This window comes from Methanoculleus sp. UBA208 (assembly GCF_002498065.1).
Classification (GTDB): Archaea; Halobacteriota; Methanomicrobia; order Methanomicrobiales; family Methanoculleaceae; genus Methanoculleus.
Genome location: NZ_DAFZ01000062.1, coordinates 1 through 13,054 on the forward strand (window position 1 = coordinate 1; position 13,054 = coordinate 13,054).

Genomic DNA, 13,054 nt, shown 5'->3' on the forward strand with positions numbered 1-13,054 from the left:
CGCTCAAACTGCACCCGGCGCTGCCGTCGCTCCGGAGCGATGACCCGAAAGAGTGGGCGCTCGAGCCGGAGGCCTACGGGGAACTGCTGGTGTACCTCCTGGACAGGTACCTGGAGAACCTGGGCAAAATCGAAGTCATGAACATCAACGACCTCTGCAGGTGCATCTTTACCCGGCACGGCACCGTCTGCACGTTCGTGGACTGCATGGGAAGCACCCTTGCCTTCGGGCCGGACGGGAGCATATACCCCTGCTACCGCTTCGTCGGGATGCCTGAGTACGTGATGGGGAACGTCTACGATCGCCCCACAGCCGACGACCTCGCCCAATCAGACGCCTGGAAACTCATGCACGCGTTCAAGGAGTACGTCGACCGCGAATGCGGAGAGTGCCCCCATATCAAATACTGCCGGGGCGGGTGCCCCTACAACGCGATAGCGCTCACGGACGGCAAGGTCCGGGGTGTCGATCCCCACTGCATCGCATATAAGCGGATATTCGACGAGATCACCGACCGGCTGAACGAGGAGATGTTCGGATCCGCGGATATCGAGATGGGCGGGTTCGGTTCGCCGTTCGGGCGGAAGAAAAAACCGGGGATTATGTCGATCCTGCAGACAATGGCAACGAAATAAGCGTCCGGGCCTGTCTCCTGCGACGTTAACACAGTTAACAGCAATCCGGGCACGCGCCGGCGACCTTCACGGTCGGGCCTGTGCAGGAGATATTAAGGGGGAGACTCAAGTCCCTTACCATGCGTGGGACAGACAGCAGTCGGACGATTGCAGGGGTGCTGCTCTTCCTGCTCCCGGTCCAGTTCATGACAGTCCTTATGGCCGGCGCGGCCATAGCGCCCGGGTATAGCATCAGCCGGAACGCGATCAGCGATCTCGGCGTGATCGACGCAACGGTATGGCTCTTCAACGCTTCCCTCTTCATCGCAGGCCTCCTCAACATCGTCGGCGGCTACTTCCTCTACCGCTCCTACGGCAAAGGCTGGATCCCTGCCGTCTTTGGCCTCGCAGGCATCGGTGCAATCGGTGCCGCAATCTTTACGCTGGACATCCCCGGCATCCATGGCCTCTTTGCGCTTCTTGCCTTCATGTTCTTCAACATTCAGGCCTTCGCTTGCGCCACCCTGGTCAGGGGACCCCTGAAGGCGATCTCGGTTATCGCCGGCGTTGTCGGCCTCGTCTTCCTCGTGACGCATGCCGCGAGCGACTTCGGCATCGTGAACCTCTACGGCCCTATCGATCATGGCGGGTCGGAGAGGATGATCGTGTACCCCGCGCTCCTCTGGCTTGCGGCGTTCGGAGGATACCTCATGGCGCCGTTTGCACGGGAGCGGTGACAGGGGGCTACTTCCTCCCGGTCGCCTTGAAAAACGTGTAGCAGAAGACCCCGTCCGCCTCAGAGGTCCGATAGAGGTCGCGTATGCCCTGCTCCCAGTCCTCCCGGCTCATCATGCCCCGGCCCACCGCGTCATCCCCGACGCCCTCGACCATGGCGGTGAAGGTCAGTCTCGTGAACCCCCTGACAAGCTCCGGCCGGGACGCATCCACGTAGACCATCCGCGGAGAGACACGGACGTCGCGGTACCCGGCACCGGCGACGAGCGGATAGAGCTCCCTCCCGATCAGGGCGTTGCCGCCCATCTCCCGCTGGAGGTCGACAAGGCACCCGATGGCCCGGCGGGCATGGGCGCTGTCCGGGTGGAAGTACGCCGAGCCGTGGTCTCCCTCAATCGCCGTGATCGTGCCGCCTTCCCGGAGCAGCGGGCGAAGGCGTTCGAGCGCACGGCGGGGCTCCGCCAGGTGCTCGAGGACAAAGCAGAGGAAGATGTGGTCGAAACTCCCCGGCTCGTACCGGAGGTCGAAGATATCCCCGGCCTCGAACGTGACGTTCGTGATCCCCTCTCCCAGCACGCGCTTTTTAGCCTGCTCGAGCGAAGTTTCGGAGATGTCGATCGACGTGATCCGGGCCTTGGGGCTGTTTTGCGCGAGGATCACTGTCTGGGCGCCGGTGCCGCATCCGGCCTCGAGCACCCGCGACCCTGCCGGATAACAGGTATCGTCGTGGAGGAGCCCGGTCAGGGTCTCTGCCTGGTCGCTCAACCGCTCCGCTTCCCGCTCTGTGTACCCGTGGACATACTTGCCGCTCATCCCGCTTCCTCTGCCTGCAGGAATCTATAGCACAAGTTCTGTATTAAGGCATCTGCGGTAGCCGGATGCGCTGGCGTGCGCATCGCTTCCGGCCCGCCGGTGCCGCGTCACATCTCCGGAGCGTTGCACGCCGGCAGTACCACGATATCCGCAGCAGGAACAGGAAAGCAAAGCGTTTTCAGGAAGAAGAGCAGAGCCATTATATCTATAACAGTCCTGCAACAAGCTCTCGCGATAACCAGGAACGGGACAGGATGGGCCGAGACAAAACCGGACGGTACAGGGATGTGAGCGGCCGTGTCTGATATCTTCACGATTCTCTTTCCGATTCTGGTCGGTTTCTGCGGTGTCTCGGCATTCATCACCTACGGCCTCGGGACGTATGTTTTTGCACGGAACCCTTCATCGACGGTCAACCGTCTCTTCCTCACGGTAACGCTCTCGGCAACCTACTGGGCCATGGGCGAATTCTTCATCTGGTATTCGGCCGGCTACGACGGTTGCCTGTTCTGGCTGAAGGCCAGCTCGTTCTGGCCCCTGGTCGTCGCGCTCACCGTCCACTTCACGCTCGCCTTCACCGGCCACCCCCTCGCGAGGGAGAAGAAACACGGCGTTCTCCTCGTTGCCCTGTACCTGCCCGCCCTGTTCTTTGCCCTGATCGGGCTCTCCACCGATCTGGTTTATACGGTAGCGTTCCAGCCCGGAACGGGGTATGTCTACCTGCCGGCATCTGCAAATCCGGTCTACGTGGCCGGGAGAGCCTATGCCGCCCTGGCGATGCTCTGGGCGGTATACGCCGGCATCTCGTCCTGGCGGAGCGCGCGCCCGGGGAGGGTCCGGCGCCAGAACCGGCTTGTCAGTATCGGCATCGCAACCGTCGTCCTTTTCGGCGCTCTCTCCGGACTGATCCTTCCGGCCTTCGGGATCTACACCGTCAATCTCGTCTTCATCGGGATCGTGGTCTTCTCCCTCCTTATCGCCTATGCCGTCCACAGGCACGGGCTGTTTACCCTGAGCCCCCAGGCGGCGGTCCCGGAGATCCTCAGGACGATGCCCGACGGCCTGGTCCTTGCCGATATGGACGGCAGAGTCATCACGGCGAACGCGTCGGCTGCGGAGGTCTTCGGCGTGCCCGAAGCGAACCTTCCCGGGCAGCCGGTCTGGAGGTTCATTCCCGATACGGCGTACGTCTCGATCAGGACCGCCGTCATGGAGCAGGGAAGGTTTTCGGATCTGGAGGCGGTGCCCGACGGCAGGAAGGATCGCGTTCTCAGCATCGCCGGGGCACCTGTCAGCGACCCGGATGGAGAGCCTGCCGGAATCGTCCTGAACATCAGGGACATCACCGGCCGGAAAGCAGCCGAAACAGCCCTCCGGACGGCCAACCAGAAACTATCGCTCTTATCCCAGCTGACCTGCCACGACATCGGCAACGATATCACGGCCCTTTCCTGGTACCTGAACCTCCTCTCTGAGGACGGGATGCATCCCGACGGCGATGTGTATCTGTCCCGATCGGTCGAGGCCGTAGAGAAGATAAAGAAGCATCTCCAGTTCTCCCGCGAATACCAGATGATCGGCGTGTACCAGCCGGTCTGGCAGCCGCTTGAGGCGATGATCGCCCGTGCCGTCAGCAGCATTCCGCATCCGGGGATCGAGATCGCCGCGTCAATCGCTCCGGTGGAGATCCATGCCGACCCACTCTCGCCAAAAGCCGTGTACAACCTGCTCGAGAACGCACTCCGGCATGGAGGAAACGTCACCACGATCAGTATCACGACCGTCGAGCGGACCGACGGGACGCTCGTCGTGGCATTCGAGGACGACGGCGCGGGAGTCGACGACGGGGAGAAGGAGAAGATCTTCAGCTACCATTACGGGAAGAACACCGGTTTCGGGCTGGCTTTTTCCCGGGATATCCTTTCCGTAACCGAAATCGCAATACGGGAGACGGGGACGGCGGGCCGGGGAGCCCGGTTTGAGATCCTAATCCCTCCCAGGGCATGGAGGCCGGTCGGAGGCGGAAAGCCGGGACCGGACCCAACGGATAGCCGGGGGCAGGAGACCGCCGAGGAAAGATGAGCGCAGGCAGGCGTGTGCGGGGACGTTCCCGTCATCTTCAAGAGCGAATCCCCCGGACGCGGCATCGTCTTCGCGCTCCGCCAGATACCGGCTCTTACGGCCGGATGACATACTCTTCGATGAGCCTCCAGGACCCGTCCTCCGTCATGATCTCGTTCGTCCAGGTGATCGCACGCGGATCGGCCGCATCCCAGATGAAACGCAGGCTGACCGCCGGATCCCCCATGGACTCCATGATGAGCCGATCACCCTCGAGCCTCCCCCGAAACACCATGGAGATGCCGTTGCTGTCGACGGCCATGCCCCGGTACTCTTCCGCCCTCGCATCCCAACCCGCAATCCAGTGAGCCTTCCAGGTAACCACCTTCTCTCCTGCGACGAACTGGTCCTGCTCGAACCTGCAGGAGCGCCAGAGGCCGTTTATGATCCACTCGCTGTCCGCCCTGCCTCTTGCCTCCATCTCGGGCGACCCCGGACCCATGCCGCCCGCTTTCACCCTGCCCGTCCAGGTCCCGTTCGGGTGGAACCGGGCAAGCGCCCCTGTTTCAGGTCCGGGTTTCAGCACCGTGGGCTCCCACCGGGCAGTCGTTCCTGCCGGTGCTTCTCTCTCGGTCATTCGCATCACCGCCCGGGGACGGGAACGTCCGCCCATATAAAGATCTGCCCTGACCCCATTGCCGCCGGTAACTCTCTCCCTACTGAAAGGGGCTTGTGGCGTGCTACCGCCACGGAGAAGAGACCACGGTCGACAGCCGCGACCACAAAGCACTTGGCACCTTGAATGCCACACATTTTAGAGAGAAAAGGTCGTTTCAATGAACCAGTCCACTCCTCGATGCGGAGAACAGCATCCTTACACGCTTGAAGACCTAGGCTGGACGGAGGAGCACGATGCGGCATTCTCGAAGTACACCGGTCCGTACGTGCCGGGCCGCGTGGCCTGCCGGCAGAAGACGGTGTGGGATATACTCATCGGCGGCGGGTCCGTCACGGCCGGGATCTCCGGAGCCCTGCGAAGACTCGGCCGCTTTCCCGTTGTGGGGGATTTCGTCGTATTACTCCATCAACCGGAGGCCGGAACCTCGATGATCGTCGACATCCTCCCGCAGAAAACCTGTTTTACACGGGGAACTCCCGGACGCGAAGGCGCCGACCAGGTCATCGCGGCGAATATCGATACGGTCTTCATCGTCACTGCCGCCGGCCGTGACCTCAACGCCCGCCGGATAGAACGCTATCTCGCGATCGCCCACGCATCCGGCGCCCGTCCGGTCATCGTCATCAACAAGTCCGATCTGGCGGAAGACCCCGCAACGCTCGCCGACGAACTCGCTTCGGCCTCCCCCGGCATACCGGTGATCCCGATCAGCGCCGTGAGCGGGGAAGGGATCGACCGGCTCGACCCGTACCTGTCACCGGGAACGACGGTCGCCCTCATCGGCTCGTCGGGTGTCGGCAAGTCCACCCTGATCAACCGGCTCATGGACCGTCCGGTGCAGGATACCTCGCATACCCGGGACTATGACGATAAAGGGCGGCACACCACGACCGTCCGCCAGCTCTTCGTCCTCGCCAGCGGGGCGCTCATGATAGATAACCCCGGCCTGCGGGAGGTCGGCATCGGCACGGCTTCCGCCGGTATCGCCGATACGTTCCCCGATATCCTCGAACTCGCGGAGGGCTGCAGGTTCTCGGACTGCCGGCACGAACGGGAGCCGGGTTGTGCGGTGCAGGCAGCCGTCGCGAACGGGATTCTCCCTGCGGCACGGCTGGAGAGTTTTCAGAGGCTCATGCGGGAACTCGAATTCGAACGGGAGAAAGCGGAGATCGGGCTTGTGCAACTCGAGAAGAAACGCTGGAAGGCGATCGGCAAAATTCAGAGGGATATCGGGAAGACAAAGGGGAGGTGACGGCCTCCCTAAGTTCCTTTCCGCAGAATGAAGAACTCGTAGCCGTACTCGTCGGCATGCTCCCGGTAGACGGCGGTCTCCCGCTCGGCGAACTCAATCTGCGCCTCCGCCTCGGGATTGCCGGCGACTTTCGGCCGCAGGTCTTCTATCCGCTTGAGGACCGGCACATAGTAGTTCTCCCACCACGCGGACTTCGGGAGCGGGAAGGTCGCGACGACCTCGTAACCGGCAGCTTCTGCGATCGCGCAGGTCTCCCGGACCGTCGTTATCGCCGGGTAGCAGTCGTTCCAGAACGCCGCCGCCTCCGGCGAGGGATGTTCGGTGAACCAGACAGATTCGGTGAGGCAGAGGTAGCCGCCGGGACGGAGGAGCCTCTTCCACGAGACGAGCCCTTCCCGGAACCCCACGATAAAGATCGAGCCCTCCGCCCAGAGGACGTCGAACGATGTGTCGGGGAACGGCAGGTCGGCCATGGAAGCCCGGACCGTGGTGATCCGCTCGCCCACCCCGGCCGATGCCGCGCTCCGGGCGAGGTCGTCGAGGAACGGCTGGTGGACGTCGACGGCGGTGATACGGCAGCCGGGGCAGGTCCGGGCCACCTCAACCGTCTGCATCCCTGCCCCGCACCCGATATCCAGGATCTCCGGCCGGGCGGGAAGGTCGGTAAGCATCGAGAAAGCCTTTCTCGTGCACTCGTTGCTCCCCGGCCCCTGGCGGGGCAGGCCCTCGTGCATAGTAAAGACGAAAGGGGTTTCCATGACAGTAATGCGTCGTGCGGCTCTATAACCCATACGGTCGGAATTGCTTCCGATCGTCGCGAAAACGCGTCCGTGCCGAACCCGGGGTTATAAGATGGGTTACAGGGTTGCCATCCCCATGAGCGGGAGAGGATCGGGACGACCCCAACCGCCCAAACCCGCATCCCGCCAGAGCTAAATACCACCACCGCCCAATGATCCGTATGGAGCATAAGACCCCCGCCTCAGAACTCCGAGACCGTATGGAGCGGTTCCGGCTCCGTATGGACGCGGAGAACCCCTCGTGGGAGCTTGCAGCGATCTTCGGGCGGACAAACCAGTTCTACTTCACCGGGACGATGCAGGACGGGGTCCTCCTCATCCCCCATAGCGGCGAGGCCGTGCTCTGGGTGCGCCGGAGCCTTGAGAGGGCGCTCGACGAGTCGTTCTTCTCCGACATCCGGCCGATGAAGAGCTTCCGCGATGCGGCAGCCGGGATGGGCGCATGCCCGGGGACGGTCCACGTGGAGACGGAGACGGTGCCCATCGCGCTGCTCGAACGGTTCCGGAAGCACTTCCCCTTCACGGAGACGAAGTCGCTCGATGCACAGGCCGCGAAGGTCCGGGCGAAGAAGAGCGCCTACGAACTCGCGATCATGGAGCGGGCCGGGAGGATTCACCGCCACGTGCTCGAGGACTGCGTTCCCGGGATGCTCCGGGAGGGGATGAGCGAGGCGGAACTCGGGGGCGAGGTCTTCTCACGCCTGGTCCGGGAAGGGCATCACGGGATTGCCCGGTTCGGGATGTTCGGGACGGAGATGATCCTCGGGCAGCTCGGGTTCGGGGAGAGTTCCATCTACCCGACCGGTTTCGACGGGCCGGGCGGGTGCCTCGGAGCGGCTCCCGGCGCACCGGTGCTCGCCAGCCATGACCGGACGCTTAAATCCGGGGACCTTGTCTTCGTCGACTGCGCGTGCGGGGTGCAGGGGTATCATACCGACAAGACGGTGACGTATATGTTTGGAAAGCCGCTTCCCGAAGAAGCGATGGAGGCCCATCATCGGTGCGTGGAGATCCAGGACAAGACGGCGTCCATGCTGCGGCCCGGGATTACTCCGGCAGAGATCTACGCGACGATCCTCGACGATCTCGACCCTGCATTCCTCGAGAACTTCATGGGCTACGGGAAGCGGCGGGCGCAGTTCCTGGGCCACGGCGTCGGCCTGCAGGTTGACGAGGTGCCGGTGATCGCCCGGGGCTTTGAGGAGCCGCTCGAGGAGGGGATGGTGATCGCCCTCGAACCCAAGAAGGGGATCCGGGGCGTCGGGATGGTCGGGATCGAGAACACCTTCGTGGTCGGCCGCGGGGGCGGCAGGTGCATCACCGGGACGAACACCGGCCTCGTCCCGGTATACTGAGGGGAGTCGCCCTACGTGGGATTTGCGGCAAACGGCTGCGCCGCCTGAACCCGCTGCCCGAGGAAGTCCAGCAGCTCGCGGTTGACACTGTCGGCGTGCGTCCAGGTAATCCCGTGCGGCCCGCCCTCGACCACCGCGAGACGGCTGTCCCTGACCAGCTCCGGGGTGCGTTTTCCCGAGGCGGGGAAGGGGACGATCCGGTCGGCGTCGCCGTGGATCACGAGGACCGGGACGTCGATGCTCGCAAGGTCGTTCCTGAAGTCGGTCAGCCACGCCGGGACGCAGTCGAGCGTGCCCACAGGGGACGCGGCGGCGGCGACGTTCCAGCTGAGGCGGACGGCTTCGTCGCTCACCCGGTCGCCCCCGAGGACGTCGACGTTGTAGAAGTTCGAGAGGAACTCCGAGAGGAACGCCGGACGGTCGGCGGCGATGCTCTCCATGATCCCGTCAAAGACGCTGCCGTCCACTCCTTCGGGGTTGTCGGCGGTCTTTAAGAGGAACGGCGGGACAGCGGATATAAAGACGGCCTTATCAACGCGCTCGCTCCCGTAGGTGCCGAGGTACCGGGCGACCTCGCCGCCGCCCATCGAGAACCCGACGAGCGTGGCGTCGGCGAGATCGAGTTCCGTCATGAGTTTGTGCAGGTCTTCGGCCAGCGTGTCGTAATCGTAGCCGAAGGTCGGTTTCGCGGAGTTGCCAAACCCCCTGCGGTCGTAGGCGACGACACGGTAGCCTGCATCGAGCAGCACCGGCACCTGCTTCTCCCAGGAAATGCTTGAGAGCGGCCAGCCGTGGATCAGGACGACCGGCTTACCGGTACCGTGGTCCTCGTAGTAGAGGTCGATGGTGCCCGAATTTTCTTTACCGGCGGTGATGTAGGACATGGGAAACCTCCTTTTATGCGGGCTCCCGACATCCGTTATGTTATAAAAAGTTGTGGCCCGGGAGCAGTTGTCCTTGCTCAGGAAGAGTCGGGCGGCCGGGATGGAAAGACCGGTGCCTGAAAACAGATGATTATAATAATCAACTCCCCGATAACCTGATCAGTAATGGGGAATATTCTCAGGAAGGTACTCATCGCGGCAGGCATCCTCGCGGCACTCCTGTTCATACTCATGGCGCTGATCGCAGGATTTCTGGGCCAGTCCGCATCCGAAAGTTTTGCGTCGGTGTATCACTACGAGTTGCAGATCTCGACGTCCGGCCCCATCGAAGATGCAGTCCTCCTCATTCCCATCCCTTCCCGTTACGATCCGAATTTGGGGACGAACGTAACTCCCGTCAACATGTCCCTCGTCAGTTTCAGCAACTTCGACCGGGGCAATATATCGGTAAGGATCGAGCACGTCGACGGAGTCCCCATGCTGAATATCTCGGCCGAGCGGATCGATCCCATCTATAAAAACCGCATCGAGCCGATTCCGATCATGCCGGGGCAGAACGAATCGGAACTCCCCGAACCGACCCATGTCTACTCCGACCGGTACTCGGAAGAGACGCCGGTGCTCGTCGATATGGAACTCTATATGCTCGATAGCAATCCAGGCCGCGAGATCGAGACCAGAACGCCGGTAGGAGCCGAGCCCCTGTTTGCGCCCTACCGGATCGTCGGCAATCTCAGCGGTTCCGGCGGACCCGTCGACGATTACTACGTGAGCCCCGGATCGTCCGGATACGTCGTCGAGGTGCCGTTCATCCTCTCGTTCGACGCCGACGACGACAACGTCCTCACCATTTCATCCGAATTCCAGGGGAGGAACGAGTGGTGGGTCCTGGGCTGGCAGTCGAACTCGTACCACGAGCGGTTACGCCACGAGTTCACGGGCCCATGCAACGGAACCTACCCGGTGAGGGGCATCCTCGTAACGGGCGAGGGCGTATACTGACACGCAGATCCTCAGCGGTCCGGGCATCACCGCGAGGATGACCAAAGCGCCTCTTTTTAATCCCGCACCGCGGAAGATCTATCATGAGCAAAAACCTGAGCGGGTGCAGGCTGTCGTCTCCCGCAGGCCGCTGCCTGTCACCGGAGGAGAGGCGGCCATGACGAACCGGTATACCGCCTCGTCCGATGCACCGCCCGTACCGCCCCGGGCCTCACGGACCGAATGGTACATGAATATCGCGGTCGAGACCGCCCGGCGGTCGACCTGCATCCGGCGGTGCTACGGGGCGGTCGTGGTCAATTTTGCTGGGGAGATCGTCTCCACCGGGCACAACGGGGCGCCGCGGGGGGAGGCCCACTGCGACGAGCTGAACACCTGCATCCGCAAGCAGTACAACATCCCCTCCGGCGAGCGCTACGAGTTCTGCCGCTCGGTGCACGCGGAGATGAACGCGCTCCTGCAGGCGGGACGGGCCGCGGCCGGCTGTACGATGTACCTCGCCGGGTTCGAACGGCTGACGGGAGTACCCTCCTACGATCCCCCCTGCCTGATGTGCTCGAAGATGCTGGTGAACGCCGGCATCGGCAGGGTGGTGGTCAGGACACCGGAAGGGCTCGGGGAACTCGACCCGCAGGAGCTCTACCGGAAGCACCTGGACAGCGTGATTGCAAAGGTCTCGGGGAAGTAGTATACAAGAAGGCGCCGGAACGGACCTGGTCGGGGGGGCCTGAAAGAAAGATTGGAGCCCCTACGGCTCCACGATGACGACCGGCTTGATAAGGTCTCCCGGCTTCTCCTTCATCAGGAGGAGGGCCTCCTCCAGTTTATCGAAGCCCTTGAAGACGTGCGTCGCCATGAGCGACGGGTCCATGCGCCCGTGCATCACCACTTCGGCCAGCCTCTCCATTCTCACCCGTCCGCCGGGGCAGAGCCCGGTCATGATGTTCTTGTCCGCCATACCGAACCCCCAGGCGACCCGGGGAAGGGGGATGGCGTCCTGATCGCCCATCCCCTGGCCGAAGTAGTTGATGTTCGAGATCACCGACCCGGGTCTGGCCGCCCGTACCGCATCCATCAGAATTTCCGGGCCTCCACCGGCAACGATCACAGCGTCGACGCCTGCTCCGCCGGTTTTGGTCCGGATCTGTTCTGCAGTGTCCCCTTCCTTGTAGTTGATGATATCCGTAGCGCCGTACTCTTTCGCCACTTTGACGGCGGCGGGCCTCGTGCCGACGGCGAATATCCTTCCGGCGCCCCTCAGTCTTGCACCGGCGACGGCGGAGAGGCCGACCGGTCCGATCCCCAGGACCGCCACGGTGGCCCCGAACTCGATGTGAGCGTTCTCGGCACCCATGAATCCGGTACTGAGCATGTCCGGGAGCATGACCCCCGCCTCGAGGGACATGCCCTCCGGCAGGTGCGCGAGGTTGTAGTCCGCCAGGTTCACGTGGAAGAACTCGGCGAAGACGCCGTCTTTGAAGTTCGAGAACTTCCAGCCACCGAGGGGTCCGCCGGTCTGCGAGGGGTACCCGCGCTGTGCTGCTTCCGTCTCCCAGTCGGGGGTGATCGCCGGTACGATGACCCGATCGCCGGGCTTGAAGTCCCGGACTTCACTGCCCACTTCGTCCACCACCCCGAGGGCCTCGTGCCCCAGGATGAGGTCGTGCCTCTCACCGATCGCCCCCTCCCAGACGGTGTGGACATCGGAAGTGCACGGGGCGAGCGCCAGCGGTTTGACGATTGCGTCTCTCGGACCGCAGGCAGGTCTGTCCTTCTCTATCCATCCGATCTCTCCAATCTCGAGCATTGCCAGGCCTTTCACATTCAATCCCTCCTTCCGATCGGGGTCAGAGGGGGAGATCTGATAAAAATACCGGGGTCGTCCCCGACCTGCTGACGATCGCGCGGGACCAGGAGGAGCCGGGAGCACCGGGTGGACGCTATGCCGGTGACGATACGGGCAGGTAGTGGGAGGAGACTCCAGTCCCTCACGGAAGTATAAAACCCGATGTATCAGCAAATTGAGGATCGTATCTCCTCTCAGGAGCACTGTGGGGATAAAATAGCCCGGCATGGGTGGCACCATTTCCTTTAACGATCGGTACTGCACACATCTTAGTACATGATTGGCAACGAAGACCGGCATGCCCAGATCAGGGAGTTCCTGCAGGACCGGTATCCGGAGGCTGTTTCAATCTCCACGATCGCACGCCATCTGAAGATGAACCGTGGGTCCGTGGCAAAATACCTCGAAGTCCTCCAGTCTCACGGCCATGTCATCATGAGGCCTTTCGGCAAGGCCAAACTCTACTCGTCGGCGCAAAATGTCCCGTTCGACGATCTCTTCGACTACCTTTCGGATGCAATCGTCATCCTCGATGCCGATCTCCATATCCTCATGATGAACAGAAGTTTCATCGATACCTTCAACATCCGTTCGGGGAGGAGCATCATCGGCAGCGACCTGTCCCGGATAAATCTGGCCATCTTCAATAACCCCACCATCTGGGACAATATCGACCGGATCCTCCATTCCCAGACCTTCGTCAACGAGATGCTGCTGATTGAGCGCGGAACCGAGCGAATATTCCTCACCGAGTTCATCTCCACGGTCATACCTTCCATCTCGTTTACCGGGAAACCGGGGATCATGATCAGCCTTCGCGACATCACCACCTGGAAAAAGGTCGAAGAGGCGTTGAAGAGCAGTGAGAGGAAGATCCGCACCCTCTTCGAGGAGGTCCCGAGCGGCATCTTCCTCTTCCAGGAGGACGGGACCATCCTGAACGCAAACCGGGCGTCACTTGAGATCCTCGGGCTCGCGAGGTTCACCGATCTTGGGCTTTGTTGAATTCCTCC

At 62.4% G+C, this 13,054-nt stretch carries 13 protein-coding genes; 8 read left to right on the forward strand and 5 right to left on the reverse strand.

All coding sequences use genetic code 11. The features are described 5' to 3' along the window. Together BRA62_RS06840 and BRA62_RS06845 are read left to right on the forward strand one after the other, a co-directional pair. Window positions 1-635, forward strand: a 635-nt coding sequence (locus BRA62_RS06840; protein WP_292365826.1) for a TIGR04083 family peptide-modifying radical SAM enzyme, incomplete at its 5' end; no start/stop codon positions are given. Between the two features lie 119 nt (window positions 636-754). Then, window positions 755-1,351 (forward strand): DUF998 domain-containing protein, encoded by a 597-nt coding sequence (locus BRA62_RS06845; protein ID WP_292365827.1) that lies wholly within the window; start codon window positions 755-757, stop codon window positions 1,349-1,351. Window positions 1,352-1,358: 7 nt separating this feature from the next. Here BRA62_RS06845 and BRA62_RS06850 read toward each other — a convergent pair whose 3' ends face one another. Beyond that, window positions 1,359-2,162, reverse strand: a complete 804-nt coding sequence (locus tag BRA62_RS06850; protein ID WP_292365828.1) for a class I SAM-dependent methyltransferase — start codon at window positions 2,160-2,162, stop codon at window positions 1,359-1,361. Between the two features lie 297 nt (window positions 2,163-2,459). On the opposite strand from BRA62_RS06850, the gene BRA62_RS06855 reads away from it, so the two are divergent. Beyond that, a complete protein-coding gene (locus tag BRA62_RS06855; protein ID WP_292365829.1) occupies window positions 2,460-4,244 on the forward strand; it encodes a histidine kinase N-terminal 7TM domain-containing protein in 1,785 nt (594 codons plus the stop codon). Between the two features lie 94 nt (window positions 4,245-4,338). On the opposite strand, the gene BRA62_RS06860 is transcribed toward BRA62_RS06855, so the two are convergent. Next, on the reverse strand, window positions 4,339-4,860 hold the full coding sequence (locus BRA62_RS06860; protein ID WP_292365830.1) for a DUF1579 family protein: 522 nt from the start codon (window positions 4,858-4,860) through the stop codon (window positions 4,339-4,341). Between the two features lie 199 nt (window positions 4,861-5,059). Here BRA62_RS06860 and rsgA point away from each other — a divergent pair, with 199 nt between their 5' ends. Next, window positions 5,060-6,154 (forward strand): ribosome small subunit-dependent GTPase A, encoded by a 1,095-nt coding sequence (gene rsgA, locus BRA62_RS06865; RefSeq protein ID WP_292365831.1) that lies wholly within the window; start codon window positions 5,060-5,062, stop codon window positions 6,152-6,154. 8 nt (window positions 6,155-6,162) lie between these two features. On the opposite strand, the gene BRA62_RS06870 is transcribed toward rsgA, so the two are convergent. Further along, entirely contained in the window at window positions 6,163-6,888 is a 726-nt protein-coding gene (locus BRA62_RS06870) for a class I SAM-dependent methyltransferase (RefSeq protein WP_292365832.1), read from the reverse strand. 227 nt (window positions 6,889-7,115) lie between these two features. On the opposite strand from BRA62_RS06870, the gene BRA62_RS06875 reads away from it, so the two are divergent. Beyond that, window positions 7,116-8,309: a M24 family metallopeptidase gene (locus BRA62_RS06875; protein ID WP_292365833.1), complete on the forward strand. Its 1,194-nt coding sequence runs from the start codon at window positions 7,116-7,118 to the stop codon at window positions 8,307-8,309. Window positions 8,310-8,320: 11 nt separating this feature from the next. On the opposite strand, the gene BRA62_RS06880 is transcribed toward BRA62_RS06875, so the two are convergent. Next, a complete protein-coding gene (locus BRA62_RS06880; protein ID WP_292365834.1) occupies window positions 8,321-9,193 on the reverse strand; it encodes an alpha/beta fold hydrolase in 873 nt (290 codons plus the stop codon). Window positions 9,194-9,358: 165 nt separating this feature from the next. On the opposite strand from BRA62_RS06880, the gene BRA62_RS06885 reads away from it, so the two are divergent. Together BRA62_RS06885 and BRA62_RS06890 are read left to right on the forward strand one after the other, a co-directional pair. After that, window positions 9,359-10,195: a hypothetical protein gene (locus BRA62_RS06885; RefSeq protein WP_292365835.1), complete on the forward strand. Its 837-nt coding sequence runs from the start codon at window positions 9,359-9,361 to the stop codon at window positions 10,193-10,195. A 157-nt stretch (window positions 10,196-10,352) separates the two neighbouring features. Beyond that, window positions 10,353-10,883: a deoxycytidylate deaminase gene (locus BRA62_RS06890; protein WP_292365836.1), complete on the forward strand. Its 531-nt coding sequence runs from the start codon at window positions 10,353-10,355 to the stop codon at window positions 10,881-10,883. Window positions 10,884-10,943: 60 nt separating this feature from the next. On the opposite strand, the gene BRA62_RS06895 is transcribed toward BRA62_RS06890, so the two are convergent. Beyond that, window positions 10,944-12,017, reverse strand: a complete 1,074-nt coding sequence (locus BRA62_RS06895; protein ID WP_292365837.1) for an NAD(P)-dependent alcohol dehydrogenase — start codon at window positions 12,015-12,017, stop codon at window positions 10,944-10,946. Between the two features lie 300 nt (window positions 12,018-12,317). On the opposite strand from BRA62_RS06895, the gene BRA62_RS12865 reads away from it, so the two are divergent. Then, window positions 12,318-13,046, forward strand: a complete 729-nt coding sequence (locus tag BRA62_RS12865) for a PAS domain-containing protein (RefSeq protein ID WP_292365838.1) — start codon at window positions 12,318-12,320, stop codon at window positions 13,044-13,046. Window positions 13,047-13,054: the final 8 nt, after the last annotated feature.